The following is a 25,727-nucleotide window of genomic DNA, read 5'->3' on the forward strand; positions in this document are numbered from 1 at the left end:
GTTGTTGCGCGCGCGGCGCGTAATAGGCGTAGATGTCCTCGGAGCTGGCCGTATCGCGCGCCAGATCGGCCGCGCCGCGCCAGTCAAGAAAGCCCTGCGCCGCGCCAAGCCGCGCGACCTTGCCCCCCTCCTGATCGAGGGCGATGACCGGGGGCAGGGCGGGCGAGGCCGCGCGCAGGGCATTGGTCAGGCGGGAAAGCTGCTCGGGGGAGCGGATGTTGCGCTCGAGCAGCAGCACCCCGGCGATTTCGCCACGCGCGAGCATCCGGCAGACCTGCGCCGCCTCGGGGCTTGCGGGGTCGGTGCCGCGAAACCCGGTCAGGATCATCAGCCCGGGCGAGGGATCGCCGGGCGCCGCCCGCGCAGGCCCGGCGCCGCTCAGCGCCGCGATCACGAACGGCGCCGCCAGAATCGCGCGTCGGGTCAGGATGGACATGAGAGCCTCGTTAATAACCTGAGCAAAGATCGCAGTGCCACTCTAGCGCCGATCCGCCCTCCTCGCCACGCGATGTAGGATCGAACCTCATTGATGCCAGCAGATACAAGTCGTTTCCGGAAGTGACCCTCAAGGACGCGGTGCAGCGCCCACCCGCAAGGGCACCATACCATGGCGGCCGCGTCGATGCTGTACAGCCCGAGGCGGCGAGCGAGACTCCGGTGGTTCAACCGCGACACCCTATGCGATCAACGGTAAGCGATGGCTTTCCCCATTAAAGTCACGGCTTTCGGCCAGAGCGTTTGCAGCCGATCCTCCGCGCGACTGCACGTGGAGGTAGGAAGTAGGTGAAGGGTTCATGGGATCGTTTCGGGTCCTGGACGAGACGGTGGGACGGTGGACCTGGCCTGACGAGGAGAAGTTGCGGATCGTCATGGAGAGCTACGTTCCCGGTGCCCGGGTCGAAGGCGGATCGTTCATTGAAATCGGCGAGAAGGGCGCGGGTTCCTGAGCGGCTTTAGCGCCGAAACTCATGATCGGCCCTTCGAATTCGTCAGACCTTCTCCAACCGCCCCCGAGCATACCGCTCCACCCCGATCGCTAGGACAAAGGCCGGAGCACCAAGCACCAGCGCGGCCGCTGACACCGCCGCCACGACCACCATAGCCCATGCACCAGCCCCCAGCACCATCACCAACGCCCAGCTCGCCAGATAGACTGCCCCACACAGCCCCACTACGCGGATCACCGGATGGGTATAGCGCGCCAGATCCCGATGCATCCGTTCCATCGTCGCCAGCTGGTGCCGCTGCCAGGCGACGCTCTTCTCGAATCCCATCTTCATTCTCTCAACAATTCGATCCAGGTGTGGACGTCGTCTATGGGGATTTCCTTCCCCTCCAGGAACGACCGATACCAGCGCGCCACAATCGCCGCGCGCTTCTCGCTTTTGAGGCGGATGCCGGTCGCGCTGAGGTGGCGCTCGAGTGCAGTCTCGAACCCTTCCAGCGCCGCCAGATCGTGGCCCGGGCGCACCGCTGCGACCCCCAACAGGATCCAGTTCAGGTCCACGCCGAACTGGCGGTGCATGTCGACCAGCGCTTCGACCGGCATCGAGCGTTTGCCAGTCTCGTAGCTCTGATAGGCCCGCTGTGACATGGCGAGGGCGTCGGCCATCCGGGCCTGCGACAGGCCAAGCTCGTTGCGCGCGATCGCCATGCGCGCGCCGAGGCCGCCGAGGTAGGTATCCGGACGATTCACCATTCTTGACATAAGGTCACTTGCTTTGACGCAGAAACGCATATAGACGCACATTTGTGCGTTAACGTCTGCGCTTCACCATCGAACCACGACCCCGCACAGCATTCAATGTGTTTTCATCCATTTTTAGCAAAGGAGAGGGGTTTGTCACAGGAAAAGCTGCTGTCGCCCAAGGAACTTGGCGCCCTTGTTGGGCTCAGCACGGCGCAGATTCGTGCCTTGATGAACGACGGGCGACTCGAATTTGTCGAGATCACGCCCAAGACCCGCCTGCTGACCATGACTGGGTGGGAGCGATTTCAGAAGCGCGCCACCAAGCAACGCGGGGCGGAGAGGGAGAGGGATGGTTCGGTGTCGGGTGTGAATTGATCAGGGAGAGTGCCATGTCCACGACCAACCTCAACATCAGCGTGATCGAAAAGCGCATGTTCAAGGAGACGGAGGCGGCCACGGAAAGCGTTTGCGTCCGCCTTGGTATAGGTCGTGATGTCCTTGTCACTACAGACGTCGATAACGTAGCCACACGACCTCTCAGCAGATCGCTGGAAGGTCACGGGGCGGCCCTTGCCCTTGAGCCGCAAGTAGATGCCGACCGCTTCCGAGAGCTTCACGCTGGCCGTTACAGCCGCCGTCGACGCCATCGGGGGCGCAGAAGAAGCAAAGCCACCGTTCCCAGCCATGCGGAGAAGATGTTTCCCCGGCAGATCACTGTCGCTGATCCTGAGGTGATACCAATACTCGTCCAGCTTCTGGGCTGCCCTAACGGCACGGGAAGCCGCCACGGTGACCGACCTTGTTCGCAGGGAGTAGGAGATTTTTGGGGACGTATAGTGGTGCCGAAGGTCATTCGGAACGCGTCTGATGAAGTAGTAGACCCCGTCTTTCACAAATGAGTGGGGTGCAGCTTTGTTCTCCGCCATGTTCTACGCTCGCTCCATCCAAGGACAAAGCTGAGGCTGTTCAAGGGCTTGGCGGTGAAGGTGGTGCCCAGAGCCGGAATCGAACCAGCGACACGCGGATTTTCAATCCGCTGCTCTACCAACTGAGCTATCTGGGCACCGTTTCCCGCAGCGTCAGCCTTGGGGTGCGCCGTCTTTAGACGAGGGCGCCGGGGCTGTCCAGAGGGTTTTGGCAAAAACCTGCATGAGCTGTGACGGGGCGGTGGAGGCTTCTAGGGGGGCGCCGGGCTGGACGGGGCGGGTGGCGGGTCTTAGGGTCGCGCGCGGCCCCGCGGCGGGCCGGGCAGCATGAGGCGGGCGGCAGGATGGCACGGGTTTTCATCAACGGGTTCGGGCGGATCGGGCGGTCGGTGCTGCGAGCCGCGACATTGGCGCCGGAGCGCTGGCCGGGGCTGGAGATCGTCGGGCTGAACGACATCGCCACCCCCGAGATATGCGCCTACCTGTTCCAGTATGACAGCGTTTTTGGCCCGTTTCCGGGGCGGGTGGCGCTGGAGGAGGGCGCGCTGGTGGTGAACGGGCGCGCCTTTCCGCTGCACCGGGCGGCTGATCTTTCGGCGCTCGACCTTGCGGGCGTGGATGTGGTCATGGAATGCACCGGCCGCGCCGACAGTTCAGAGATTGCCGGGCGGGGGCTGGCCGCAGGCGCGCACCGGGTGCTGGTGTCCGGCCCCTCGAAGGCCGCCGAGGTTGCTGTGGTGCTGGGCGCCAATGATGCGGCGCTGCGTGATCAGCGCATCGTTTCCAACGCATCTTGCACCACGAATGCGCTGGCGCCGCTGGTGCGGTTGCTGAACGAGGGCTGGGGCGTTGTCACCGGGTCGATGACCACGATTCATTGCTATACCGGCAGCCAGCCCACGGTGGATGCGCCGGGTGGTGATTTCGCGCGTTCGCGCGCGGCGGCACTGTCGATGGTGCCCACGACCACAAGCGCCCAACGTCTGCTGGATCTGGTGCTGCCCGAACTGGCCGGGCGGGTGCAGGGCTCGGCGGTGCGGGTGCCGGTGGCCTCGGTCTCGGCGGTCGATCTGGCGGTGATGACCGAACGCCCCGCCAACGTGGTTGCGGTGAATGCGGCCTTCCGCGCTACGGGCGGCGTGATCGGTGCGACCGATCTGCCGCTGGTGTCCTCTGATCTGCGGGCGCGGCCCGAAAGCATCGTGATGGCTCTGCCTGAAACCCGCATCACGGCTGGGGGGATGCTGCGTGTTTTCGGCTGGTATGACAATGAATGGGGTTTTTCAAACCGGATGCTGGACATGGCCCTGCGGATGACATGAAAAAACCCCGCCCGAAGGCGGGGTTTTCCCTGTGCGGTGAGGCTGCTGTTATTCGCGGTTGCCCAGGAATTGAAGCAGGAACATGAACAGGTTCAGGAAGTCGAGGTAAAGCTGCAACGCGCCCATGATGGCGGCCTTGCCCAGAAACTCGTCATCCGATTGCGCCAGTTGCAGATAGGTGTTTTTGATGTTCTGCGTGTCAAAGGCGGTCAGCCCCGCAAAGATCAGCACCCCGATCACCGAGATGGCGAACTGAAGCGCGCTCGACGCGAGGAAGATGTTGACGATCGAGGCGACGATCAGACCGATCAGCCCCATCACCAGAAAGGTGCCAAAGCCCGACAGATCGCGTTTGGTGGTGTAGCCATAAAGCGACAGGCCGGCAAAGGCGATCGCCGTGACAAGGAAGGTCTGCGTGATCGACACGCCGGTGTAGACGGCGAAGATGAAGCTGATCGACAGACCCATCAGCGCGGCATAGCCAAAGAACACGGCCTGCGCGGTCGCCACCGACATCTTGTGAATCATCGCGCCAAAGGCAAAGACCACGATCAGCGGCGCGAACATCACCACCCATTTCAGCGGCGTGCCAAAGATCTGCGCCAGCAACATCTCGTTGGTGCCGACCAGCCAGGCCACAAGCCCGGTCACGATCATGCCAACGGACATCAGCCCGTAAACCTTGTTCATATGGGCGCGCAGGCCCTCGTCGATCTGCGCGGCGCGGGCGCCTGCCTGGCTGGCGCGCAACGTGTTGAAGTCAGCCATGTAAGCCTCCAGTTGGAACAGTTGCGACCGCCGCGCCAAATGCCCGGCAGCCGTCCTTGCGCAATATCGGCAGGCGCGGTGGGGTTTTCAAGCGCCTGGCGCGAAAAACCCGGCCCGGTCCCCCCGGTCAGGTCATCGTGACCACCACCTTGCCGGTGGCCTTGCGGCCGCGCAGCAGTTCCAGCGCCTCGGCGCTGCGGTCCAGCGGCAGACTGTGGCTGACATGAGGGCGGATCGCGCCAGCGGCGGCCCAGGCGAACACTTGTGCCAGACTGTCGGCCAGCACGGCGGGCGCCAGCTTCAGGTAGCCGCCCCAGTAAAGGCCGTGCACCGTCAGGTTCTTGACCAGCAGGTGATTCAGTTTCACCTGCGGCTGTGCGCCCGAGGCAAAGCCCACCACAAGAAACCGCCCGCCGGGGCGCAACGCGGCAAGGCCCGCTTCGCCCAGCGTGCCGCCCACCGCATCATACACCACATCAGCGCCGCCCAGCCCCTTCAGCGCCGCCCGCAGGTCGGGCGTGTCGGCGTCGATCAGATGATCGGCCCCCGCGGCCTGTGTCACCGCCAGCTTGTCGGCCCCGCGCGCCACCGCGACCACCCGCGCGCCCATCAGGTGCCCGATCTCGACCGCGGCCAGCCCGACGCCACCCGCAGCCCCCAGCACCACCAGCGTTTCGCCGGGCTTCAGCCCCGCGCGATACCCCAGCGCCACATGGCTGGTGCCATGCGCAATCTGCAACGCCGCCGCGGTCTCAAAGCTCACGTTTTCGGGCAGGGGGATGCACCGTTCAGCCGGGAACACCCCCGCCTCGGCCAGCCCGCCCTGGCCGGCAAAGACCGCAACGCGGGTGCCGGGGGCAGGGCCGGTGACGCCCGGCCCCAGCGCCTCGACCGTGCCGGCCAGCTCCATTCCCAGCGTGAAGGGCGCGGCGGGGGTATCTTGATACTTGCCCTCGATCATCAGCAGATCGGCAAAGTTCAACCCGCAGGCCGCAATGGCCACGCGCAGCTCGCCCGGTCCGGGGGCCGGACGGGGCAGGTCGGTCAGGGCGGGCGGCTGGCCCGCGACGATGATCTGGAAGGCGCGCATTCGGTGTCTTTCAGGCTGTTGCGGGACCGGTCGGTCAAAAACTAGCGGGCCGGATGCGGCCTGACCAGTGCGCGCCAGCCCCCCCGCGCCGATGACACGCTCAGATTGAGTGACAGATTCGCGGTGCGATCATGCCGAGAAACCGACCGAAGGCGCCGTTTCGGGGGCGCCAAGCGACGTTTGCGGCCGATTTCCCGCTCCGGCTGTGCGCAAAGACCTGTCTTTTTGGGCAGGTTTTGGTGTAATTTGGCATTGTTAACTGGAATGGCACGAAATTTGCCGGATTATGGTGTGTATAGCAGGAGTAACGAATGAAACATCCCGTAGATGTACATGTCGGAAAGCGTATCCGTCACCGCCGCTGGATGATCGGTATGACGCAGCAGCAACTTGCTGACCGTGTCGGAATCAAGTTCCAGCAGATTCAGAAATACGAAACCGGTATGAACCGCGTTTCGGCCTCCCGTCTGTGGGATATCGCCGATACGATGGAGGTGCCGATCTCGTTCTTTTTCGAGGGGCTCGACACGGGCAACCGCACCGATGCCGAGATTGAGGGCGATCTGCTGGCCGACAAAGAAGCCCTGCTTCTGATCCGGTCCTATTATGCGATCCCCGAGGCGCAGCGGCGGCGCCTGTTCGATCTGGCCAAGGTTCTGTCGGACGCGGCGTGATCCGGTCGGGGCGGGCAGGTCTCGCCTTGACCCGATGACGCCGGGCCGCTACCGCTCTTGCAGATTTCTGGGAGGGTGGTGTGGCCCGTTTGTCCGACAGTCTGAGCGATGCTGAACGGGCCGATCTGATCGGCACCGCCCACGCTTTGGCCGATGCTGCGCGGTTTGCGACCTTGACGCATTTCCGGGCCGATGGTCTGGAGGCCGACAGCAAGCTGGCGCAGGGGTTTGACCCGGTGACGGTGGCCGACCGAGCCGCCGAACGAGCTATGCGCGACATACTGGCGGCCCGCCGCCCCGCCGATGCGATCCTGGGCGAGGAATACGGGCCGCAGGCGGGCAGTAGCGGGCTGACTTGGGTTCTTGACCCGATCGACGGCACACGGGCCTATTTATCGGGCCTGCCCACCTGGGGTGTTCTGATCGCGCTGACCGATGCAGAGGGGCCGGTGTTTGGCCTGATCGACCAGCCCTATGTGGGGGAACGCTTTGCCGGTGGTTTTGGTCGTTGCGAAATGACCGGGCCGCTGGGGCTGCGCGCGCTGCGGGCGCGAGCGGCGCGGCCGCTGGCCGAGGCCATCATCCTGTCCACCTTTCCCGAGGTCGGCACCCCGGCCGAGGGGGCGGCCTTCCACCGCCTGTCCCGCCAGGCGCGGCTGACCCGCTATGGCACCGATTGTTATGGCTATGCGATGATCGCCGCGGGGCAGGTCGATCTGGTGGTCGAGGCGGGGTTGCAGGCCTATGACGTGGCCGCCCCGATTGCGGTGATCGAGGCTGCGGGCGGGATTGTCACCAACTGGCAGGGCGGCCCCGCGCAGGACGGTGGGCAGGTGCTGGCCGCCGCGAACCACGAGATTCACGCGCAGGCGCTGGCGGTTCTGGCCGCCGGCTGACCGCCAACCCAGACCGCTGTCACCGCCCGGTCGTCGCCCATCATGATGGTGGGGAACAGAGCCTCCCAGAAATCGGTCGCGCGCGTGCTGCGTTGCGCGATGGCGGGGGTCGAGGCAAGGTCGATCACCACCAGATCGGCTTCCATTCCCGGTGCGATATTGCCCACCTTGTCGGCTATCCGCAGGGCGCGTGCCGAACCTTGGGTCGCCAGCCACCACAATTGCGCGGGGTGAAGCGGGGTGTGCCGCAGTTGCGCGACCTCATAGGCCGCAGCCATCGTGCGCAGTATCGAAAACGACGACCCGCCGCCGGTATCGGTGCCCAGCCCCACCCGCAGCCCTGCGCGGGTCAAACCGGCCATGTCGAACAGCCCCGACCCGATGAAGGTGTTTGATGTCGGGCAGTGCGCCACCGCTGCCCCCATCTCGGCCAGCCGGTCACGCTCACGCGCGGTCAGGTGGATGGCATGGCCATAAACCCCGTTCGGCCCCAGCAGGCCGTGCCTTTCATAAACATCCAGATAATCGCGGGCATGTTCGAAAAGTGAAAGAACCCAGTCGATTTCGTCGGTCTGCTCGCTCAGATGTGTTTGCATAAGACAATCGGGGTGCTCGGCCCACAGCGCCCCCAGCGCCTGCAACTGCCCCGGCGTCGAGGTTGGCGCGAACCGCGGCGTAAGGACATAGGACAGCCGTCCCCGCCCGTGCCAGCGGGTCAGCAGGCGCTTGCTGTCGTCATAGGCGGCCTGCGCCGTGTCGCGCAGGCCCTCGGGGGCGTTGCGGTCCATGCAGGTCTTGCCGGCCAGCGCGCGCAGGCCCCGCGCCTCGGCCGCGGAAAAAAAGGCGTCAACGCTTTCGGTGTGGATCGTGCAATAGCTGCACATCGTCGTGGTGCCATGCGCCAGCGCCAGATCAAGGTAGCGCGCGGCAATTTCTGCGGCATAGGCCGGGTCGGCAAAGCGCATCTCCTCGGGGAAGGTATAGCTGTTCAGCCAGTCGATCAGCCGCTTGCCCCAACTGGCGATGATCCCGGTCTGCGGGTAATGTACATGCGTGTCGATGAACCCGGCCGAGATCAGGCGGCTGCCATAGTCCGTTACCCGTGCCGTCGGATGTGCCACGCGCAGACTGTCTGCCGCGCCCACCGCGGCGATGTGGCCGCCCTCGATCAGCACACCCCCCTGCGACCACAGCCGCGCCGCCCCCGGCCCCTCGGCAAAGGGGTCGCCTGCCCAGGAAATAACCTGCCCGATCACCAGCTCTGCCATGCCTGCGCCCTTTCGTTCTGACCCCATGCTAAGCTGCTGCGCGGGGCGGGTAAATCGCCCGCAGCCCCTGTTTTCGCACGGCCCGTTCGGGTAAGGTGCCGCAAAACCGGCAGGGGGCGGCATGGCAGACGAACGGGCAGCACAAGACGACCGCGAGGAAGTGGATTATGAGCTGGACGCGGATCTGGTTGACCAGATTCTCGAAGCGGTCGAAGCCGCCGATTCCGCACGGCTGATCGACCTGATCGAGCCGCTGCACGCCGCCGATGTCGCCGACCTTCTGGAACAGATCGGCGGTGCCGACCGGCGCGCTCTGCTGCGCCTGTGGGGCCGCGAGATTGACGGCGACATCCTGACCGAGATTGACGAAGCGATCCGTGAAGAGGTGATCGACGCGCTGCCGCGCGACGTGCTGGCCGAGGCCGTGCGCGAGCTTGATTCGGACGATGTGGTCGATCTGATCGAAGATCTGGAGGAGCCGCAGCAAGAGGCTATCCTCGGGGCGCTGGAAGATGCCGACCGGGCGGCGGTAGAACAGTCGCTGACCTACCCGGAATATTCCGCCGGTCGCCTGATGCAGCGCGAGGTGGTAACCGCGCCCGAGCATTGGACGGTGGGCGAGGCGATCGACTTTCTGCGCGCCGAGGAATGGCTGCCCGACCAGTTCTATCACATCATTCTGGTAGACCCGCGGATGCATCCGGTGGGCTATGTCACGCTGGGGCGGCTGCTGTCGTCAGGGCGGGTGGTGCCCCTGCGCGACATCACCGAAGACAGTTTCCGCACCATCAGCGTGCTGCAGGAAGAGGCCGACGTTGCCTATGCCTTCAACCAGTATCACCTGATCTCGGCCCCCGTGGTCGATGAAGATGACCGGCTTGTGGGCGTCATCACCATCGACGACGCGATGGCGGTGCTGGATGCCGAACACGAAGAAGACATCCTGCGCTTTGCCGGCGTGGGCGAGGATAGTTCGCTGTCGGACACGGTTCTGGAAACGGTGCGCCAGCGCACCCCGTGGCTGCTGGTCAACCTGCTGACGGCGAATGTGGCGGCCGTCGTCATCTCGCAGTTTTCCGGCACGATCGAGGCGATTGTGGCGCTGGCGGCGCTGATGCCGATCGTGGCCTCGATGGGGGGGAATGCCGGCACGCAATCGCTGGCGGTTGCAGTACGGGCATTGGCCACCAAGAGCCTGACCTCATCGAACGCGGGGCGCGTGGTCCGGCGCGAGGCGATGGTGGGGGCGATCAACGGGTTGTTTTTTGCGCTGATCATGGGCGCGGTGGGCTATCTGGCCTATGGCTCGGCCATGCTGGGGGTGGTGCTGGGCATGGCCATGTTGATCAACCTGGTGGTCGCGGCGCTCGCCGGGGTTCTGGTGCCGCTGATGCTGGAGCGATTCAACCTCGATCCGGCGCTGGCCTCGGGCACCTTCGTGACCACGATGACCGACGTGATCGGCTTCTTCGCCTTCCTCGGGCTTGCAACGCTGATCCTGATATGATGCTCGCCGAGGCCAAGGCCGCGATCCGCACCGCGGCGCTGGCTGCGCGCAAGGTGGCCCATGCGGCGGGGCAGGGCGATGCCTGCGCCCGGTTGTCGGCGGTGCTGGCCGGTCATGCTGGCGCGACACTCGCCGGATACATGCCGATGCGATCCGAGATCGACCCGCTGCCCGCCATGGCTGCGCATCGCGGGCCGGTGTGTGTGCCGGTGATCCTTGGTGCCGGGCAGCCGCTGGCCTTTCGTGACTGGTCGCCGGATGCGACGATGGCGCCGGGGGCCTTTGGCGCGCTGGTGCCGGTGGCGGGGCCCTGGCGGACCCCGTCGGTTGTGATCGTGCCGTTGGTGGCCTTCGATCGCAGCGGGGCTCGGCTGGGCTATGGCGGGGGGTTCTACGATCGCAGTTTGCAAAGGTTACGGGCAGAGGGGCCTGTTACCGCGATCGGTTTTGCCTTTGCCGCGCAGGAAGTGCCCGACCTTCCGGTCGAACTCACCGATCAGCGGCTGGAGCTGATCGTGACCGAGCGCGAGGTGATCGTGCCGGGCTAAGCCTGTTGGCCCGCGCGGGGCGCCGATCTCCCATGCGGGGAGGTCAGTGGGCAGCCTGCTGCAACTTTGGCGGTGGCGTTGTCGTTGCGACTGGCGCGGGAAAGGCGGGTGAGGGGCGGCCCGTTGGCAATCGGCCATCGGCGGCCTGTATCGGCGCGGCGGTCGCATGCGCGGCGATCGGCACTGCCGCAAGCGCGGGGCTGTCCGTCGTGGCACAGGTGATGGCGACGGCGCAGGGGTCGACCATGTCGGACAACGGCCGGTAGCCGATGGACGCCTTGGTCAGCAGCGCCCTGATACGGGCCAGATCGCCCTGATCGCAGGCGAGTTGTAACGCGCGTAGCAGGGCTGACAGGGTGTTCCAGGGCAGGGCAGCGTCAACGGCCATCAGAATCCGCGGGTGTTCGGTGGGCTGCGCTGCGGTGTCGATCAGCAGCTCCTCGAACAGTTTTTCGCCGGGCCGCAGGCCGGTAACGGTGATCTCGATCTCGCCGGCCTCGGCCCCTTGCGGCGGGGGCTGTGTGCCTGTGCGCGGGGTCAGCCCCGACAGGCGGATCATCCGCCGCGCCAAATCGGCAATGCGGACCGGGGCGCCCATATCCAGCACGAAAACATCCCCGCCCCGCGCCATCGCCCCGGCCTGAATCACGAGCTGCGCGGCCTCGGGGATGGTCATGAAATAGCGCGTGATTTCGGGGTGTGTCAGCGTGACCGGCCCGCCCGCCGTGATCTGCCGCTGAAACTTTTCGATCACCGACCCCGACGACCCCAGCACATTGCCGAAACGCACCATCGAAAACCGGGTGGCCGACGGAAGCTGCGCCTGGGCCTGAAAGATCAATTCCGCCAACCGCTTGGAAGCGCCCATCACATTGGTGGGGCGCACCGCCTTGTCGGTCGAGATCAGCACGACCGAGCCGACCCCGGCTGTGGCCGCCTCTTGCGCCAGAACCAATGTGCCAAAGACATTGTTGCGAAGGCCCTCGACCATGTTCATTTCCACCAGCGGCACATGCTTGTAGGCGGCGGCGTGATAGATCGTATCGACCTCGAACCGCTGGAGGATGGCGGCAACCCGGCCCGCATCCTGCACCGACCCGGTGAGGGGGATAACCTCGGGCGTCGGGCTGGCCGACAGGGTATTGCGCAACTGCTGCAACTCTTCATGGATCGTATAAAGCGCATATTCCGACAGATCGAACAGCAACAACTGGCGTGGCCCCTGCCGCAGCACCTGCCGGCACAACTCGCCACCGATCGAGCCGCCTGCGCCGGTCACCAGCACCACCTTGCCCGCGATGTCGGTAGACATCAGCGCGCTGCGGGGGGGCACCGGATCGCGGCCCAGAAGATCCTCCACCCGCAACTCGCGCACCTCGCCGATGCCCGCGCGACCCGCTACCAGATCGCCCAGCGTGGGAATGGTCTGGACCCGGATCGGAAATGGCTCCAGCCGGGCCAGGATGCGCGCGCGATCTTCGCGCCGGGCGCTGGGCACCGCCAGCAGGATGCGCGTGATGCCATCGCGGCGCAGGATATGGTCGATTTCGGTCGGGGGGTGCACCCGCAGGTCGGCAATCACGGCGCCGTGCAGCAACGGGTTGTCGTCGATGAAACCCGTTGGGGTCAGGTCGGGGCTGTGGCGCAACCAGGCGCGTAACTGGCGGCCCGCCTCGCCCGCGCCATAGATCAATACAGGCTCGCGCCGGTCGCGCCAGGGCGGGGCAAGAATGCCGCGCAGGGCAAAGCGCCAACCGCCAACCACCGGCACCGCGAGTGCGACAAAGATCAGCGGCACCGAAACTGGCACTTCAAGGCCATGGTCGCGGCTGACCAGATGCAGACCCAGCGCCCCCAGCGCGACCCCTGCCGTCACCGCCCGGATCGTTGCCATCCCGGCAAAGCGCACGACCGAATCATATAGCCCGAACCGCAGGAACCCGGCGCAGGCCAGCGCGATGACCACTGCAAGGCCCAGCCACACCCCCTGATCGCGCAGGAACAACAGGTTTTCCTGCCGCAGCAGCATCGCCGCCAGAAAGGCCAGCGCCAGCAGGGCGGCATCCAGCGCGCCTTGCAAGGCGCGTTTGGCGGGCCGGGACAGGGACAAAAACCATCTCATGCCCCCCGTGCTAGCGCGTTCAGGTTTCCAAAAGATGAGTGGCCATCGCCCCTTGCCTGTCGGGATGCCGCGCCTATCCTGCACCTCATCCAAACCGGAGCCTGCGATGATCCTTTATGGTATTCCTAATTGCGACACCTGCCGCAAGGCCGATACGGCCCTGCGCGCGGCGGGGCACATGGTCGAGTTTCGTGACGTGCGCAAGGTACCGCTGAGTTCGGCGGAGCGCGCGGAATTTCTGGCGGCGTTTGGCGACAGGCTGATCAATCGTGCCTCGACCACATGGCGGGCGCTGCCCGAAGCCGAGCGCGCCGCCGATGCAGACACGCTGCTGGCCGCCCATCCCACGCTGATGAAACGACCCGTGATCCGGGGTGCTGTGCTGACGCTGGGCTGGGGCGCCGAGGTTCAGGCGCGCCACGCGGTGTAAGTCCGCAGTCAAGCTGACAAGCGGCCCACGCAGAGGCGAGGGCCGCTCCGGGCCTGATCGGATTCGGGCGCGCCCGACCCGATTACAGCAGCTTCAGATCCGAGGCCGAGGCGCGGCCATCGCGGCCCGATTGCAGCTCGTAGGAAATCTTCTGGTTGTCGTTCAGCCCTTTCAGGCCGGCCCGCTCGACCGCCGAGATGTGCACGAACACATCATTGCCGCCATCATCGGGGGCGATGAAGCCAAAACCCTTGGTCGCGTTGAACCATTTCACGGTGCCGGTGGCCATCCCGTTTCTCCATTCTCAGTGATCCCCGGGCGAAATTGCCCAAGGCCGTGCAGCCAGGTCTTTCACGATTTCCGGCAGCCCGAGGAAGGGAGGCGGTAGGAAAGGCAGCAGTCACGCAACCGTGATGATGCCGCATCGTCTGCCAAAATCAACCGAAAACAGGGCCCCGGCGGGGGCTCTGTTGTCGCGGTTGCGCCTGTCGGCAGGCTCTTGCCCTGCCGTCAGCGCAGGTCTGGCGGGGTCGCTTCTGCGGCAAGGCTGGCTACGATGTCAGCGAAGCTGACGGTTTCGGTCCGTGTCTCGCCCAGTCGGCGCACCGAGACGGTGCGGTCTTCGACCTCTTTCATGCCCACGGCCAGAATCACCGGCACCTTGCCCACCGAATGTTCGCGGACCTTGTAGTTGATCTTTTCGTTGCGAATGTCGGCTTCGGCGCGGATGCCTGCGGCCTTGAGCGCGGCGGCGACCTCCAGCACGAAGGGGTCGGCGTCCGACACGATGGAGGCCACCACCACCTGCCGCGGCGCGATCCAGAACGGCAGCTTGCCCGCGTGGCTTTCGATCAGGATGCCGATGAAGCGTTCAAAGCTGCCCAAGGTGGCGCGGTGCAGCATCACGGGGCGGTGCTTTGCGCCGTCCTCGCCGATGTAGTTGGCATCCAGGCGGTCGGGCAGAACGAAATCCACCTGCAACGTGCCGCACTGCCAGTCGCGCCCGATGGCGTCAGTCAGTACGAATTCCAGTTTCGGCCCGTAGAAGGCGCCTTCGCCGGGGTTCATGCTGAAATCATAGCCCGCCGCCTTGGTCGCCGCCATCAGCGCGCCTTCGGCCTTGTCCCAGACCTCATCGCTGCCCGCGCGCTTTTCGGGGCGGTCAGAGAATTTGATCTTGAACTGCTCAAATCCCAAATCGTGATAGACGGTCGAAAGAAATTCGATGAATTTCTTTGTTTCCACCTCGATCTGATCTTCGCGGCAAAAGATGTGGGCGTCGTCCTGGGTAAATCCGCGCACCCGCATGATGCCGTGCAGCGCGCCCGACGGCTCGTAGCGGTTGCAACTGCCAAATTCGGCCATGCGCAGTGGCAGGTCGCGGTAGGATTTCAGGCCCACATTGAAGATCTGCACATGGCAGGGGCAGTTCATCGGCTTCAGCGCGTTGATGCTCTTTTCGCGGGCATGCTCCTCGTCCACCTCGACGATGAACATATGTTCCTGATATTTTTCCCAATGCCCCGAGGCTTCCCACAGCCGCCGGTCCACCACCTGTGGGGTGTTGACCTCGACATAGCCATCGCGGCGCTGCATCCGGCGCATGTAGTCTTGGAGCGTGACGTAGATGTTCCAGCCGTTCGGGTGCCAGAACACCTGGCCTGGCGCCTCTTCCTGCATGTGGAACAGGTCCATCTCGCGGCCCAGTTTGCGGTGGTCGCGCTTGGCGGCCTCTTCCAGCATGGTCAGGTGGGCCTTCAGGTCATCGCGGTTCCGGAACGCCACGCCATAGATCCGTTGCAGCATCGGGCGGCTGCTGTCACCGCGCCAATAGGCACCGGCCACGCTCATCAGCTTGAAGGCGTCGGCCGGCAGCTGCCCGGTGTGTTGCAGATGCGGGCCGCGGCACAGATCCTGCCAGTGGCCGTGCCAATACATGCGGATCGGCTGGCCCTCGGGGATCATGCCGACCAGTTCCACCTTGTAGGGCTCGTTCATCGCCTCGTAATGGCGGATCGCGCGGTCGCGGTCCCAGGTCTCGGTTGTCACCGGGTCGCGGCGGTTGATGATTTCCTTCATCTTGGCTTCGATCTGACCAAGGTCTTCAGGGGTGAAGGGTTCGCTGCGGTCGAAATCGTAATACCAGCCGTTTTCGATCACCGGCCCGATGGTCACCTTCACCTCGGGCCAGATTTCTTGCACCGCGCGCGCCATGACGTGGGCCAGATCGTGGCGGATCAGTTCCAGTGCCTGCGCGTCGTCCTTCATCGTATGAATGGCAATCGCGGCATCGGCGGTGATCGGCCATTGCAGGTCGTAATGGCGCCCGTCAAGGCTGGCGGAAATCGCGGCCTTGGCCAACGACGGCGCGATCGAGGCGGCGACCTCGGCGGCGGTTACGCCTGCGGGGTAATGCCGCACATTGCCATCGGGGAAGGTAAGGGAGATTTGGGCCAAGATAGCCTCCTCGTCGTTTTGGCGCCCACGGAACGCCCGGCTGCGGGTTATGATGTGCGCGATATCTGCCTTTGGCGCGCCCAAGTCAACCGGGCACGGCAGCGGCAGAATGGCCAAGATCAGAGCGGCGGGGCGGTAAACCGCGTTCGCTTACAGCTTTGAGAGTTTCGCCTGCAACTCGGCCAGTTGTGTCTTGATCGCGGCCAGATCTTCGCGGTCCTTGGCGCGGTCGCCGCCCTCCTCGGCCTCGTCTTCGGGGCCAGATGCCCCGACCCAGCCGCCCATCATGGTTTTAAGGAATGCCTGCTGTTGCCGCTGCAAGGCCTCAAACCCCGGCATCGACGCCATCGGGTTCGGGAAATGCGCCCAGTTCTCCATCATCTTCGACTGGCCCTCGCGCAGCATCTCAAAGCTGGCGGCCAGAAACTGCGGCACCACGCTTTGCGCGTTGGTGGTGTAGCTGCGCACCAGATCGGTCAGCACATCCACCGGCAGCACGCTTTCGCCCCGGCTTTCATGTTCGGCGACGATCTGAAGCAGATATTGCCGCGTGAGGTCATCGCCCGATTTCAGATCGACGATCTGAACCTCGCGCCCGGCGCGGATGAAGGCGGCGATATCCTCCAACGTGACATAATCGCTGGTTTCGGTGTTGTAGAGACGGCGGCTGGCGTAGCGTTTGATCAGCAACGGCTTCGCGTCTTCGGCCATCGGGTCTCTCCCTTGTCGTTATTGGCAGCGCAGCGGAGCCTAATATGCGGCGCAGCAAAAGCAACAAAAGAAAAGGGCGGACCCGCAGGCCCGCCCCGATCATTGCGATTTGTGAAGGATCACTTCACCGCGGCCGCGGTCACTTTCTTCGCCGCAGCGGTCACTTCGCCGGTGGCTTTTTGCACCGCGGCGGTGGTTTCTTCGGTGATGTCCTTGCCCGCGGCCAGCATCAGCTCGACGGTGTCCATCTGCACTTTTTTCGCGACTTCGGCAAAGGCGGCCATGTTTTCGGCAGCCATTTCAGCCGCGGACGAGGCGAAATCGCTCATCGACTTGGCGTAATCGGCCGGGTCTTCCTTCGTTTTGGCCAGGTCGTTCATCTTGGCGATGGTTTCCTTGGTCCATTTCGAGGTGATCTCGTTCGATTTCTCGGCGGCGTCCAGCGCCACGCGGGTCATCTTTTCGGCCAGCGCGGCCTGGGTCTTGAACGCGTCCTGCATGGCGCTCATGTCCATCGGGAACGACGCCATCATGTCTTGCATCGTCTTGGTGAGGTCTTGGGTCTTGGCCATATCCGTATCTCCTGGTTTACGGGCGCCCGGCCCGCGTCATCTCTGGCAACAGATATAAATGCTGCACCGCAGCATTTCAAGCAAAACATGCCGCGGCGCAGAAAAATCCTGCGCCGCGGCATAAGCCTTTGACCTTAGGGCAAGTTGGTTTCGCGCACATAGGTTCCGGGGGCGGCACACAGCACCGGGTGCCCCGAATCGCCGGGGTGACGGGCGGGGATCCGCCTGCCCGAATGCGTTGTCAGCCAGTCGCCCCATCGCGGCCACCAACTGCCGCGATGGAAGGCCGCGACCGATTTCCAGATCTCGGGGTCTTCGATCGGCGCCTCGCTGGTGTAATGGCCGTATTTATCCTTGCCGGGCGGGTTCACGATGCCTGCGATATGGCCCGACTGGGTCAGGATGAAGGTCTTGTCCTTTGATCCCATCTGCGCCACCCCTCTGAACGAGGCGGTCCAGGGCGCGATATGGTCGGTTTCGCAGGCAATCGCGCAGAGCGGCACCTTGACCCCCGACAGCCGCACCGTTTCGCCCAGCACGGCAAAGCCCTTGCCTGCAAAGCGGTCTTCCTGACACAGGCCGCGCAGGTATTCGATCGCCATCTTGCCCGGCAGGTTGGTGCCGTCGCCGTTCCAGTAAAGCAGATCAAAGGCCGGAGGCGCCTCGCCCAGCATGTAGGCGCGGATCGCAGGCTGATAGATCAGATCGGTTGATCGCAGAAACGAAAACGTCCGCGCCATGAAATAGCGCGACAGCACCCCATCCTGCTGCACCTGCCGTTCGATCCCATCGACGAAATCATCCTGCAGGAAGGCGGTAAACTCGCCCTGATCGGAAAAGTCGGTCAGTGTGGTAAAGAAGGTGGCCGAGTTGATCGAGCGGTCCTTGCGCTTGTCCAGCAGCGCCAGCGTCAGGCCAAGCGTGGTGCCCGCGATGCAATAGCCGACCGCGTTCACCTTTTTCTCGCCGGTGATCGCCTTGACCTCGTTGATTGCGGTCAAATAGCCGTCCTGCACGAAATCATCCATGCCGACATCGGCGTAAGAGGCGTCGGGGTTTTTCCACGACACCACGAACAGCGTGAAGCCCTGATCGACGATCCAGCGGATCAGGCTGTTCTGCGGTTTCAGATCAAGGATGTAGAACTTGTTGATCCAGGGCGGAAAGATGATGATTGGCGTCTTGTAGACGGTTTCGGTGCGCGGGGCATACTGGATCAGCTCGAACAGGCGGTTGCGGAACACGACCGAGCCTTCGGCGGTGCCCAGATTGTCGCCCACCACAAAGGCGGTCGGGTCGGCCAGTGTCACGATCAGATCGCCGCTGTTGGCCTCGATATCGCGGACAAGGTTTTCCATCCCGCGCACAAGGCTTTCGCCCTCGGTCGCCACCGCGCGTTCCAGCGCATCGGGGTTGGTGGCCAGAAAGTTGGTTGGCGCCATCATGTCGATGATCTGGCGGGTGAAATAATTCACCCGGCGGCGGTCGGTTTCGGTCAGCCCTTCCAGCTTTGTCACGGCATCTTCCATCGCGTTGGCGGCGATCAGATACTGCTGTTTGACAAAGTTGAAATATGGGTGACTGTCCCACAGCGGGTTGGTAAACCGCCGATCCTTCGGGCCGGTGTCCTCGGGCGGCGAGAGTGTGCCCTTGGCCAGTGCCTGCGTGGCTTCAAGGTAATGCGTCATCGCCTGCGCCCAATAGCCGACCTGGGTTTCGAACACCTTGGCCGGGTTGGTCATCCAGTCTTTCAGGGCCGCGGCCCCGGCTTTCAGATATAAATCGCTTCCCGGTCCCTCCAGCGCGGGGTTGGGCGCGCGCTTTTGCGCCAATGCCGCGATCAGGCGTTGCGACAAAGCCTCGACTTTGGCGAGATTCTCGGTCATTTGCTGCGATGCAGCAGGCGGGCCGATGTCGCTTGTTGTCATATGAATGTTTCCTCCCTATCCTCCGTCGTGAAACATAACGTCGCGCCCAAGCCAGCGTAAAGCGACGATTTCACGGCCCGCCCCGCCCAAGGAGACGCGATGAAAGGCATGATGAGCTACGACCTGATGGAAACCATCAGGAACACCAATGAATGGATGGGCGCCTCTGCGCGTGCGATGGCCTCCTATCCGGTCTGGGGGCTTGTGCCGCATCCGATGTTCAAGGTGATGTCGGCCTGGGGCCGGGTGACCGAGCGCAGCTTTGCCCGCATGGTCATCAAGCCGGACTGGGGCATCCATTCGATCCCCGGTGCCGACGGGCGCGACCATCTGGTCAATGTCGAAACGCTGGTGACGCGGCCCTTTGGCGATCTGATCCATTTCCGCGTTGCGGGTCGGGCGCCGATGCCGCGCCGGGTGCTGCTGGTGGCGCCGATGTCGGGTCATTACGCCACGCTGCTGCGGTCCACCGTGCACAGCCTGTTGCCCGATTGCGAGGTGTACGTCACCGACTGGCACAATGCCCGTGATATTCCGGTGTCCGAGGGCAAGTTCGACATCGAGGATTATACCCTCTATCTCGTTGACTTCATGCGCCATCTTGGCCCCGATCTGAACGTGATCGCAATTTGCCAACCGGCGCCGCTGACATTGGCCGCCACCGCCTATCTGGCCGAGATCGAGCCCGCCGCGCAGCCCAGGACCCTGACCCTGATCGGCGGCCCGATCGACCCGGACGCCGCCGCGACCGAGGTTACCGATTTTGGCCGCCGGGTGACGATGGGCCAACTGGAACACATGGTGATTCAGCGCGTGGGGTTCAAATACAAAGGCGCCGGGCGGCTGGTATATCCGGGGCTGATGCAACTGGCCTCGTTCATCTCGATGAATTCGGAAAAGCACACCAAGGCGTTTTCGGACAAGATCATGGCCGAGGCGCAGGGCGATGGCTCGGAACACGACAACCACAACCGCTTTTATGATGAATATCTGGCGGTGATGGACATGACGGCGGAATTTTATCTCTCCACCGTCGAACGCATCTTCAAGGCCCGCGAAATCGCGCAGAACTGCTTTGTGGTCGATGGCCATCAGGTCGATATCGGCAAGATCACCAGCGTTGCGGTGAAAACCGTCGAGGGCGCGAATGACGACATCTCGGCGCCGGGTCAGTGCATCGCCGCGCTGGCGCTGTGCACCGGGCTGCCCGATTCGAAAAAGGCCAGCCATCTGGAGCCGGGCGCGGGCCATTACGGCATCTTTGCCGGGAAAAGCTGGCGCAACAACATCCGCCCGCTGGTGCTGGATTTCATCGACCAGAACGCCGACAACGGCCCCAAGGTGGCGCCGATCCGCGCGGTCTGAGGCCGGGCCACCCCCAAGCCCGCAAGGGCTTGGAGGTGACGCGCTAGCCGCCGATCCGGGCCAGAACCTCGGCCACGCTGTCTTCGATCAGCCGCAGGCAGTCGGGTGTCGAGAAACGGTGATCGGCGCCCTTGACCAGCGTCAGGCGCATGTCGTCGCCCCCTGCATGGGCCAGCAGACGCAACGCCACCGACAGGTCCACATCGGCATCGGCGGTGCCTTGCAGGAACCGCGTGGGGAAGGGCAGGGGCAGCGGGCTGCGCAGCACAAGCCGGTCGCGCCCGTCTTCGATCAGGCGTCGGGTGATGATGTAGGGCGCGCCATAGTCCGAGGACAGTGTGGTCTGCCCCGTGGTCAGCAGTTCGGCGCGCTGTGCATCGGTGAACCCGGCCCACATGCTGTCTTCGGTGAAATCGGGGGCTGCGGCGATGGTCACAAGCCCCGCCACGGTTTCGGGCATCTCGCGCGCGATCAGCAGCGAAACCCACCCGCCCATAGAGGAACCGACCAGCACCTGCGGCCCAGCCGCCTGCGCCGAAATCACTGCGCGCGCATCCTCGAACCAGTCTCCGATGCAGCCCGCCTCGAACGTGCCGCCGCTTTTGCCGTGGCCGGAATAGTCGAACCGCACAAAGGCCCGGCCCTGCGCGCGCGCCCAGGCCTCCAGCGCCAGCGCCTTGGTGCCATCCATATCCGACCGGAAGCCGCCCAGAAACACCACGCCCGGCCCCGCCCCGTCGGTGCGGTTGAAGGCGATGCGGCGGCCTTCGGGGGTATCCAGATATCCACTCACCCGCGCGCGGCCTTCTCGGTCAGCCCCGAGGTGCCCTCGCGCCGCGCCAGTTCCGCCTCGACATCGGCCAGCGTCACATCGCGCGCGGCCAGCATCACCAGCAGGTGATAGATCACATCGGCGGCCTCGGCGGTCAACCGGGTGCGGTCGCCCCTGACCGCCTCGATGATCGCTTCCACCGCCTCTTCGCCGAATTTCTCGGCGCATTTTTCCGGCCCCTTGGCCAGCAGCTTGGCCGTCCAGGAACTGTCGGGGTCGGCCCCCTTGCGTGCCGCGATGGTGGCTGCCAGACGGCCGAGCGGACTCATGGCCGCACCGCGATGCCTGCGGCGGCCATATGCGCCTTGGCTTGCGCAATGGTGTAATCGCCAAAATGGAAGATCGAGGCCGCCAGCACCGCGCTGGCCCCGCCCAACGTCACCCCTTCGACCAGATGATCGAGGGTGCCCACCCCGCCCGAGGCGATGACGGGGATGTTTACCGCATCCGAAATTGCGCGCGTGAGCGGGATATTGAAGCCCGCGCGCGTGCCGTCGCGGTCCATCGAGGTCAGCAAAATCTCGCCAGCGCCCTTGGCGGCGACGGTGCGTGCAAATTCCACCGCGTCGATGCCCGTGGGCTTGCGCCCGCCGTGGGTGAAAATCTCCCACCGGCCGGGCGCGACGGTCTTCGCGTCGATCGCCACCACGATGCATTGGCTGCCAAAGCGGTCGGCGCTGTCGGCCACCACGTCGGGGTTGGCCACGGCGGCCGAGTTGAACGACACCTTGTCCGCCCCTGCCAGCAACAGCGCGCGCACATCCTGCGGTGTGCGCACCCCCCCGCCCACTGTCAGAGGCATGAAGCAGTGTTCCGCCGTGCGGGTCACAAGGTCATACATCGTGCTGCGGTTTTCATGGGTGGCGTGAATATCAAGAAAACACAGCTCATCCGCGCCTGCGGCATCATAGGCCCGCGCCGCCTCGACCGGGTCGCCCGCGTCGATCAGGTTGACAAAGTTGACGCCCTTCACCACGCGGCCATCGGCCACGTCGAGGCAGGGGATGATGCGGGTTTTCAGCATGGCGGCCCTTTCAGATAGACCGGTTTCTAGCCTGCCAACGCGCCCGGCGAAAGGGGTCAACGGTTCAGACGCCGGATCAGGTCGGTCAGCCCCATCACGACAATGCTCAAGGTTGCCAGCGCCGCGAGAGGCAGGGTGAGGAACGAAAACCAGAATGATGCGGCCATAAGGTAAAGCATTTCCCCCAGATCGACGCCCAGCACAAGGCAGGGGTGTCTGCCGCCTTCGTCAAGCGCGCAGCCGTTCACCTCGGCGATTGTGCCCGCGATCAGTAACGATATGATCGGTCCCAGCCCGATCAGCAGCAGCACAAGCAAAGCAAGATAAGCGTGCCGTCGTCCGCGGGTCATGTGCGCATCGCGACCAGCGCCGCCGCCAGATCTATCGCGCCATCGTAAAGCGCGCGGCCCGAGATCGCACCCGAAATGACGCCGGTGTCGCGCAGCGCGATCAGGTCGGCCAGCGACGACACGCCACCCGAGGCGATCACCGGGATAGAGACCGCGCGCGCCAGCGCCTCGGTCGCCGCGATGTTGGGGCCGCCCATCGCGCCATCGCGCAGGATGTCGGTGTAGATGATCGCGGCCACGCCGGCATCTTCAAAGCTGCGGGCAAGATCGGTCACCATCACATCGGTTTCGGTGGCCCAGCCCTTGGTCGCCACGCGGCCGCCGCGCGCGTCGATCCCTACCGCCACCTGGCCAGGGAAGGCGCGCGCGGCCTGCCGCACCAGATCGGGGTTTTCCACCGCAACCGTGCCCAGAATGACGCGGGCCAGCCCCTTGCCCAGCCAACCCTCGATCGTGGCCATGTCGCGGATGCCGCCGCCCAGTTGGCAGGGCACCTGCACGCGGGCCAAAATCGCCTCGACCGCCGCGGCGTTGACCGGGGCCCCCGCAAAAGCGCCGTTCAGGTCCACCAGGTGAACCCACTCACACCCTGCCGCCTCGAACTGCGCGGCCTGCGCCGCCGGATCGTCACCAAAGACCGTAGCCTTGTCCATGTCGCCATGCAGCAGGCGCACGCATTGGCCGTCTTTCAGGTCGATGGCGGGATACAGGATCATGGCAGTCTCCGGGCTGGGATGATGGCTGGCTCATGCCACAGCGCGGGGCGGAATGCAAAGCGCGGCCGCGCGCCCCAACGTCACGCTTGCCCGGAATCGGAGGGCGTGGCGTCATCGCAGGATCTGTGAGGGAGGGGACAATGAAATCAATCGTTCTGGCCGCGGCGCTGGCGCTGGTGGCGGGCATGGCGGCGGCCGATCCGGTCGAGGGGGTTTGGCAGACGCAGGCCGATGACGGCGCCTATGCCCATGTGCGCATCGCCCCCTGCGGTGCGCATCTGTGCGGTGCAATTGCCCGCACCTTCAAGGCCGGGGCGGAATACAAATCCGAAAACCTCGGCAAGCCGCTGGTGTGGGACATGGCGCCCGACGGCAAGGGCGGCTATCGCGACGGCAAGATCTGGCAGCCGTCGACCGGCAAGATCTACAAATCGAAAATGGCGCTGTCGGGCGATGTGCTGAATGTGTCGGGCTGCGTCGGGCCGATCTGCAAGAAACAGGTCTGGAACCGCGTGAAATAGCCCGCCCTGGCAGGCGGCCCGTCAGGGCCGCCAGCGCAGGAAGTTGCCGATCAGCCGCAGCCCGGTGGCCTGGCTTTTTTCCGGGTGAAACTGGGTGCCCACGATATTGTCGCGCCCGATGATCGCTGTGATCGGCCCGGCGTAATCGGCATGGGCCAGCAGATGTGCGGGGTCGGCCACGCGAAAGTGGTAGGAATGCACGAAATAGGCGTGATCGCCGGTGGCGATGCCGTCCAGCATCGGATGCGCGCGGTCCACCACCAGATCGTTCCAGCCCATATGCGGCACCTTCAGCGCCGGGTCGGCGGGGACGATCCGCACCACCTCGCCGCCGATCCAGTCAAAGCCTGGCGTGTCGTGATATTCGCGCCCCCAACTTGCCAGCATTTGCATACCGACGCAGATGCCCAGAAACGGCCGCCCGCGGCCCACCACCGCCTCTTCGATCGCCTCGAACAGCCCGCCATAGCCATCCAGCGCCTGCCGACAGGCGGGGAAGGCCCCGTCGCCGGGCAGCACGATCCGGTCGGCGCGTGCTACGTCCTCGGCCTTCGACGACACGAGGATCTCGCCCCCACCCACCTCGGCCGCCATCCGTTGAAACGCCTTCTGGGCCGAATGCAGGTTGCCCGAATCGTAATCGACCAGAACCGTCAGCATCACAGCGCACCCTTGGTGGAGGGCAGCACCCCTGCCATCCGCGGGTCAGGCTCCACTGCGGCGCGCAGCGCGCGCGCCACCGCCTTGAACGCGGCCTCGGCGATGTGGTGGCTGTTGATCCCGTTCAGCCGGGTGACATGCAGCGTCATTCCGGCATGGGTTGACAGCGATTGGAAGAACTCGCGCACCAGTTCGGTGTCGAAGCTGCCGATCTTGGCGGTCGGAAAATCGACCAGCCACACCAGATAGGGCCGCCCCGACAGATCAAGCGCCGCGCGCACCAGAGTGTCATCCATCGCCAGATCGAAATGGCCATAGCGGCGGATGCCGCGCTTGTCGCCCAGCGCCGCCACCAGCGCCTGGCCCAGCGTGATGCCGGTATCCTCGACGGTGTGGTGGTCGTCGATGTGCAGATCGCCGGTGGCGCGCAGGGTGATGTCGATCAGCGAATGGCGGGCGAGCTGGTCCAGCATGTGATCGAAAAAACCCACGCCGGTCAGGTTGTCATAGACGCCCGTGCCGTCGAGGTTCACCGTCACGGTGATCTCGGTTTCGGCCGTCTTGCGCGTGATGGTCGCGGTCCGCATATGCGCCTCCGATACTGTCTGGCGCGTTATAGGCAGGGCCGCGCCGCAGGGGAAGGGCGTGAAACGCGAAAAGGCACCGTTTCCGGTGCCCTTTTCGAAAATTGGAGCGGGCGATGAGATTCGAACTCACGACCCTAACCTTGGCAAGGTTATGCTCTACCCCTGAGCTACGCCCGCGCTCCGTCCCGGCCAGTCCGCGTTGCCGCGTCCCTTTCGGTGAGCGGGGATTTATAAACTCCGACCGGGGGCTGCAAGAGGAAAATGCAGGGAGGAAGGAAAATTTTGGGCTTTAGGCAGGGGGCTCTGGCCGCAGGGCGGTCATCCGCTGCCCGGACCGCTGGGGGCAGGGGCGGGGCTACCTCGAGCGTTGAAAAGGAAAGCCGGCCGGGGCCGACATTCACTCAGAGCGAAGGCCTGTGATTGTGTAGCTGCGTGGAATCTCGGCAGTTGCCGCCCACCATGCAGAGGCACGGGTTCGCTGTTGGTGATGTGCGAACGCAGAGGGGTCGATGAAACTCTCTTCAATTCCCCAAACCAGTTGGTCGTCGGTCTGCCAAACCTTGAACGACGGGCATCCGGGTTCTTGCAGAGACAGCCGAACATGCTCGGGAAGGTTCGCTTTGATGACCTCGACATCCATCAGGCAGGAACAGATCAACTTGCCTGAAAGACGCACTGGGCCTGTGGCGTCGTCCGCGCGGGTTTCGTCGTTCATTCGGCGGCACTCTTTAATATTGCGTTATCGACAGCGACCGTTTCAGCC

General features: G+C 64.5%; 30 protein-coding genes, 2 tRNA genes and 1 pseudogene. 10 read left to right on the top strand and 23 right to left on the bottom strand.

The features are described from left to right. Positions 1-436 (bottom strand): annotated as a pseudogene (locus C5F46_RS09785) (hypothetical protein); the annotation flags it as partial. 358 nt (positions 437-794) lie between these two features. Between C5F46_RS09785 and C5F46_RS09790 the strand changes: the two are divergent. Continuing rightward, a complete protein-coding gene (locus C5F46_RS09790) occupies positions 795-947 on the top strand; it encodes a hypothetical protein (RefSeq protein WP_235820139.1) in 153 nt (50 codons plus the stop codon). Between the two features lie 42 nt (positions 948-989). On the opposite strand, the gene C5F46_RS09795 is transcribed toward C5F46_RS09790, so the two are convergent. Together C5F46_RS09795 and C5F46_RS09800 are read right to left on the bottom strand one after the other, a co-directional pair. Continuing rightward, on the bottom strand, positions 990-1,274 hold the full coding sequence (locus tag C5F46_RS09795; RefSeq protein WP_146160221.1) for a hypothetical protein: 285 nt from the start codon (positions 1,272-1,274) through the stop codon (positions 990-992). A gap of 2 nt (positions 1,275-1,276) precedes the next feature. Further along, on the bottom strand, positions 1,277-1,699 hold the full coding sequence (locus C5F46_RS09800; protein ID WP_107325175.1) for a helix-turn-helix domain-containing protein: 423 nt from the start codon (positions 1,697-1,699) through the stop codon (positions 1,277-1,279). Positions 1,700-1,840: 141 nt separating this feature from the next. On the opposite strand from C5F46_RS09800, the gene C5F46_RS16625 reads away from it, so the two are divergent. Beyond that, positions 1,841-2,065: a hypothetical protein gene (locus tag C5F46_RS16625; RefSeq protein WP_168796872.1), complete on the top strand. Its 225-nt coding sequence runs from the start codon at positions 1,841-1,843 to the stop codon at positions 2,063-2,065. On the opposite strand, the gene C5F46_RS17260 is transcribed toward C5F46_RS16625, so the two are convergent. Both C5F46_RS17260 and C5F46_RS09810 read right to left on the bottom strand, forming a co-directional pair. Continuing rightward, a complete protein-coding gene (locus tag C5F46_RS17260) occupies positions 1,996-2,616 on the bottom strand; it encodes a DUF6538 domain-containing protein (RefSeq protein WP_328588565.1) in 621 nt (206 codons plus the stop codon). The genes C5F46_RS16625 and C5F46_RS17260 overlap by 70 nt on opposite strands. A 61-nt stretch (positions 2,617-2,677) precedes the next feature. Beyond that, a tRNA-Phe gene (locus C5F46_RS09810) sits at positions 2,678-2,753 on the bottom strand. Positions 2,754-2,960: 207 nt separating this feature from the next. Between C5F46_RS09810 and C5F46_RS09815 the strand changes: the two genes are divergently transcribed. Further along, positions 2,961-3,938, top strand: a complete 978-nt coding sequence (locus tag C5F46_RS09815; RefSeq protein ID WP_107325176.1) for a type I glyceraldehyde-3-phosphate dehydrogenase — start codon at positions 2,961-2,963, stop codon at positions 3,936-3,938. Between the two features lie 48 nt (positions 3,939-3,986). Here the strand turns inward: C5F46_RS09815 and C5F46_RS09820 are convergent, their stop codons facing one another. Together C5F46_RS09820 and C5F46_RS09825 are read right to left on the bottom strand one after the other, a co-directional pair. Continuing rightward, positions 3,987-4,706, bottom strand: coding sequence for a Bax inhibitor-1/YccA family protein (locus C5F46_RS09820; RefSeq protein ID WP_107325213.1), 720 nt, complete (start codon positions 4,704-4,706; stop codon positions 3,987-3,989). A gap of 127 nt (positions 4,707-4,833) precedes the next feature. Next, entirely contained in the window at positions 4,834-5,796 is a 963-nt protein-coding gene (locus C5F46_RS09825) for an NADPH:quinone oxidoreductase family protein (RefSeq protein WP_107325177.1), read from the bottom strand. Between the two features lie 311 nt (positions 5,797-6,107). Between C5F46_RS09825 and C5F46_RS09830 the strand changes: the two genes are divergently transcribed. Both C5F46_RS09830 and hisN read left to right on the top strand, forming a co-directional pair. Next, positions 6,108-6,470: a helix-turn-helix domain-containing protein gene (locus C5F46_RS09830; RefSeq protein ID WP_107325178.1), complete on the top strand. Its 363-nt coding sequence runs from the start codon at positions 6,108-6,110 to the stop codon at positions 6,468-6,470. 80 nt (positions 6,471-6,550) lie between these two features. Further along, entirely contained in the window at positions 6,551-7,366 is an 816-nt protein-coding gene (gene hisN / locus C5F46_RS09835) for a histidinol-phosphatase (RefSeq protein ID WP_107325179.1), read from the top strand. On the opposite strand, the gene guaD is transcribed toward hisN, so the two are convergent. Beyond that, positions 7,330-8,634 carry a guanine deaminase gene (gene guaD / locus C5F46_RS09840; protein WP_107325214.1) on the bottom strand — a complete coding sequence of 435 codons (1,305 nt, stop codon included), beginning with the start codon at positions 8,632-8,634 and terminating at the stop codon, positions 7,330-7,332. The genes hisN and guaD overlap by 37 nt on opposite strands. 121 nt (positions 8,635-8,755) lie before the next feature. Between guaD and mgtE the strand changes: the two genes are divergently transcribed. Both mgtE and C5F46_RS09850 read left to right on the top strand, forming a co-directional pair. After that, positions 8,756-10,141 carry a magnesium transporter gene (gene mgtE, locus C5F46_RS09845; protein WP_107325180.1) on the top strand — a complete coding sequence of 462 codons (1,386 nt, stop codon included), beginning with the start codon at positions 8,756-8,758 and terminating at the stop codon, positions 10,139-10,141. After that, positions 10,138-10,689, top strand: a complete 552-nt coding sequence (locus C5F46_RS09850; RefSeq protein WP_107325181.1) for a 5-formyltetrahydrofolate cyclo-ligase — start codon at positions 10,138-10,140, stop codon at positions 10,687-10,689. Before mgtE ends, C5F46_RS09850 begins: the two co-directional genes overlap by 4 nt. Positions 10,690-10,732: 43 nt before the next feature. On the opposite strand, the gene C5F46_RS09855 is transcribed toward C5F46_RS09850, so the two are convergent. Beyond that, entirely contained in the window at positions 10,733-12,799 is a 2,067-nt protein-coding gene (locus tag C5F46_RS09855; protein WP_235820140.1) for a polysaccharide biosynthesis protein, read from the bottom strand. Positions 12,800-12,917: 118 nt separating this feature from the next. On the opposite strand from C5F46_RS09855, the gene C5F46_RS09860 reads away from it, so the two are divergent. Continuing rightward, positions 12,918-13,241: an ArsC/Spx/MgsR family protein gene (locus tag C5F46_RS09860; RefSeq protein WP_107325183.1), complete on the top strand. Its 324-nt coding sequence runs from the start codon at positions 12,918-12,920 to the stop codon at positions 13,239-13,241. Positions 13,242-13,323: 82 nt separating this feature from the next. On the opposite strand, the gene C5F46_RS09865 is transcribed toward C5F46_RS09860, so the two are convergent. The 5 genes from C5F46_RS09865 to phaC form a co-directional block, all read right to left on the bottom strand. Further along, on the bottom strand, positions 13,324-13,530 hold the full coding sequence (locus C5F46_RS09865) for a cold-shock protein (protein WP_107325184.1): 207 nt from the start codon (positions 13,528-13,530) through the stop codon (positions 13,324-13,326). A 221-nt stretch (positions 13,531-13,751) separates the two neighbouring features. Then, positions 13,752-15,698 carry a threonine--tRNA ligase gene (gene thrS / locus C5F46_RS09870; protein WP_107325215.1) on the bottom strand — a complete coding sequence of 649 codons (1,947 nt, stop codon included), beginning with the start codon at positions 15,696-15,698 and terminating at the stop codon, positions 13,752-13,754. A gap of 150 nt (positions 15,699-15,848) precedes the next feature. Then, positions 15,849-16,409: a polyhydroxyalkanoate synthesis repressor PhaR gene (phaR, locus tag C5F46_RS09875; RefSeq protein WP_107325185.1), complete on the bottom strand. Its 561-nt coding sequence runs from the start codon at positions 16,407-16,409 to the stop codon at positions 15,849-15,851. Between the two features lie 119 nt (positions 16,410-16,528). Then, entirely contained in the window at positions 16,529-16,981 is a 453-nt protein-coding gene (locus C5F46_RS09880; RefSeq protein ID WP_107325186.1) for a phasin family protein, read from the bottom strand. Between the two features lie 134 nt (positions 16,982-17,115). Then, positions 17,116-18,909 carry a class I poly(R)-hydroxyalkanoic acid synthase gene (gene phaC / locus C5F46_RS09885; RefSeq protein WP_107325187.1) on the bottom strand — a complete coding sequence of 598 codons (1,794 nt, stop codon included), beginning with the start codon at positions 18,907-18,909 and terminating at the stop codon, positions 17,116-17,118. Positions 18,910-19,008: 99 nt separating this feature from the next. On the opposite strand from phaC, the gene phaZ reads away from it, so the two are divergent. Next, a complete protein-coding gene (phaZ, locus tag C5F46_RS09890) occupies positions 19,009-20,274 on the top strand; it encodes a polyhydroxyalkanoate depolymerase (protein WP_107325188.1) in 1,266 nt (421 codons plus the stop codon). Between the two features lie 43 nt (positions 20,275-20,317). On the opposite strand, the gene C5F46_RS09895 is transcribed toward phaZ, so the two are convergent. The 5 genes from C5F46_RS09895 to hisA are packed head-to-tail and all read right to left on the bottom strand — an operon-like array spanning position 20,318 to position 23,196. Further along, a complete protein-coding gene (locus C5F46_RS09895) occupies positions 20,318-21,067 on the bottom strand; it encodes an alpha/beta hydrolase (RefSeq protein ID WP_107325189.1) in 750 nt (249 codons plus the stop codon). Next, positions 21,064-21,375, bottom strand: coding sequence for a phosphoribosyl-ATP diphosphatase (locus tag C5F46_RS09900; RefSeq protein WP_107325190.1), 312 nt, complete (start codon positions 21,373-21,375; stop codon positions 21,064-21,066). The genes C5F46_RS09895 and C5F46_RS09900 overlap by 4 nt, the downstream gene beginning before the upstream one ends. Continuing rightward, positions 21,372-22,130, bottom strand: coding sequence for an imidazole glycerol phosphate synthase subunit HisF (gene hisF, locus C5F46_RS09905; protein ID WP_107325191.1), 759 nt, complete (start codon positions 22,128-22,130; stop codon positions 21,372-21,374). The genes C5F46_RS09900 and hisF overlap by 4 nt, the downstream gene beginning before the upstream one ends. A gap of 56 nt (positions 22,131-22,186) precedes the next feature. Then, the gene (locus tag C5F46_RS09910) at positions 22,187-22,480 is read right to left on the bottom strand and encodes a hypothetical protein (RefSeq protein ID WP_133618530.1); all 294 of its coding nucleotides are present in this window, start codon (positions 22,478-22,480) and stop codon (positions 22,187-22,189) included. Further along, positions 22,477-23,196 (bottom strand): 1-(5-phosphoribosyl)-5-[(5-phosphoribosylamino)methylideneamino]imidazole-4-carboxamide isomerase, encoded by a 720-nt coding sequence (gene hisA, locus C5F46_RS09915; protein WP_107325193.1) that lies wholly within the window; start codon positions 23,194-23,196, stop codon positions 22,477-22,479. Before hisA ends, C5F46_RS09910 begins: the two co-directional genes overlap by 4 nt. Before the next feature lie 140 nt (positions 23,197-23,336). On the opposite strand from hisA, the gene C5F46_RS09920 reads away from it, so the two are divergent. Beyond that, positions 23,337-23,717 carry a DUF2147 domain-containing protein gene (locus C5F46_RS09920; protein WP_107325194.1) on the top strand — a complete coding sequence of 127 codons (381 nt, stop codon included), beginning with the start codon at positions 23,337-23,339 and terminating at the stop codon, positions 23,715-23,717. Positions 23,718-23,738: 21 nt separating this feature from the next. Here the strand turns inward: C5F46_RS09920 and hisH are convergent, their stop codons facing one another. From hisH to C5F46_RS09940, 4 genes are all read right to left on the bottom strand, one after another. Further along, positions 23,739-24,377 (bottom strand): imidazole glycerol phosphate synthase subunit HisH, encoded by a 639-nt coding sequence (gene hisH / locus C5F46_RS09925; protein WP_107325195.1) that lies wholly within the window; start codon positions 24,375-24,377, stop codon positions 23,739-23,741. Then, positions 24,377-24,964: an imidazoleglycerol-phosphate dehydratase HisB gene (gene hisB / locus C5F46_RS09930; protein ID WP_107325196.1), complete on the bottom strand. Its 588-nt coding sequence runs from the start codon at positions 24,962-24,964 to the stop codon at positions 24,377-24,379. The genes hisH and hisB overlap by 1 nt, the downstream gene beginning before the upstream one ends. Before the next feature lie 102 nt (positions 24,965-25,066). Next, positions 25,067-25,141, bottom strand: a tRNA-Gly gene (locus C5F46_RS09935). 220 nt (positions 25,142-25,361) lie between these two features. After that, positions 25,362-25,679 carry a putative quinol monooxygenase gene (locus tag C5F46_RS09940; RefSeq protein ID WP_107325197.1) on the bottom strand — a complete coding sequence of 106 codons (318 nt, stop codon included), beginning with the start codon at positions 25,677-25,679 and terminating at the stop codon, positions 25,362-25,364. Positions 25,680-25,727: the final 48 nt, after the last annotated feature.

The sequence above is a fragment of the Phaeovulum veldkampii DSM 11550 genome, assembly GCF_003034995.1.
Lineage (GTDB): Bacteria > Pseudomonadota > Alphaproteobacteria > Rhodobacterales > Rhodobacteraceae > Phaeovulum > Phaeovulum veldkampii.

Coding starts and splice junctions, on each gene's coding strand:
- C5F46_RS09790 (WP_235820139.1), top strand. CDS start 795: ATGGGATCGTTTCGGGTCCTGGACGAGACGGTGGGACGGTGGACCTGG.
- C5F46_RS09795 (WP_146160221.1), bottom strand. CDS start 1,274: ATGGGATTCGAGAAGAGCGTCGCCTGGCAGCGGCACCAGCTGGCGACG.
- C5F46_RS09800 (WP_107325175.1), bottom strand. CDS start 1,699: ATGGTGAATCGTCCGGATACCTACCTCGGCGGCCTCGGCGCGCGCATG.
- C5F46_RS17260 (WP_328588565.1), bottom strand. CDS start 2,616: ATGGCGGAGAACAAAGCTGCACCCCACTCATTTGTGAAAGACGGGGTC.
- C5F46_RS09815 (WP_107325176.1), top strand. CDS start 2,961: ATGGCACGGGTTTTCATCAACGGGTTCGGGCGGATCGGGCGGTCGGTG.
- C5F46_RS09820 (WP_107325213.1), bottom strand. CDS start 4,706: ATGGCTGACTTCAACACGTTGCGCGCCAGCCAGGCAGGCGCCCGCGCC.
- C5F46_RS09825 (WP_107325177.1), bottom strand. CDS start 5,796: ATGCGCGCCTTCCAGATCATCGTCGCGGGCCAGCCGCCCGCCCTGACC.
- C5F46_RS09830 (WP_107325178.1), top strand. CDS start 6,108: ATGAAACATCCCGTAGATGTACATGTCGGAAAGCGTATCCGTCACCGC.
- guaD (WP_107325214.1), bottom strand. CDS start 8,634: ATGGCAGAGCTGGTGATCGGGCAGGTTATTTCCTGGGCAGGCGACCCC.
- mgtE (WP_107325180.1), top strand. CDS start 8,756: ATGGCAGACGAACGGGCAGCACAAGACGACCGCGAGGAAGTGGATTAT.
- C5F46_RS09850 (WP_107325181.1), top strand. CDS start 10,138: ATGATGCTCGCCGAGGCCAAGGCCGCGATCCGCACCGCGGCGCTGGCT.
- C5F46_RS09860 (WP_107325183.1), top strand. CDS start 12,918: ATGATCCTTTATGGTATTCCTAATTGCGACACCTGCCGCAAGGCCGAT.
- C5F46_RS09865 (WP_107325184.1), bottom strand. CDS start 13,530: ATGGCCACCGGCACCGTGAAATGGTTCAACGCGACCAAGGGTTTTGGC.
- phaR (WP_107325185.1), bottom strand. CDS start 16,409: ATGGCCGAAGACGCGAAGCCGTTGCTGATCAAACGCTACGCCAGCCGC.
- C5F46_RS09880 (WP_107325186.1), bottom strand. CDS start 16,981: ATGGCCAAGACCCAAGACCTCACCAAGACGATGCAAGACATGATGGCG.
- phaC (WP_107325187.1), bottom strand. CDS start 18,909: ATGACAACAAGCGACATCGGCCCGCCTGCTGCATCGCAGCAAATGACC.
- phaZ (WP_107325188.1), top strand. CDS start 19,009: ATGAAAGGCATGATGAGCTACGACCTGATGGAAACCATCAGGAACACC.
- C5F46_RS09900 (WP_107325190.1), bottom strand. CDS start 21,375: ATGAGTCCGCTCGGCCGTCTGGCAGCCACCATCGCGGCACGCAAGGGG.
- hisF (WP_107325191.1), bottom strand. CDS start 22,130: ATGCTGAAAACCCGCATCATCCCCTGCCTCGACGTGGCCGATGGCCGC.
- C5F46_RS09910 (WP_133618530.1), bottom strand. CDS start 22,480: ATGACCCGCGGACGACGGCACGCTTATCTTGCTTTGCTTGTGCTGCTG.
- hisA (WP_107325193.1), bottom strand. CDS start 23,196: ATGATCCTGTATCCCGCCATCGACCTGAAAGACGGCCAATGCGTGCGC.
- C5F46_RS09920 (WP_107325194.1), top strand. CDS start 23,337: ATGAAATCAATCGTTCTGGCCGCGGCGCTGGCGCTGGTGGCGGGCATG.
- hisH (WP_107325195.1), bottom strand. CDS start 24,377: ATGCTGACGGTTCTGGTCGATTACGATTCGGGCAACCTGCATTCGGCC.
- hisB (WP_107325196.1), bottom strand. CDS start 24,964: ATGCGGACCGCGACCATCACGCGCAAGACGGCCGAAACCGAGATCACC.
- C5F46_RS09940 (WP_107325197.1), bottom strand. CDS start 25,679: ATGAACGACGAAACCCGCGCGGACGACGCCACAGGCCCAGTGCGTCTT.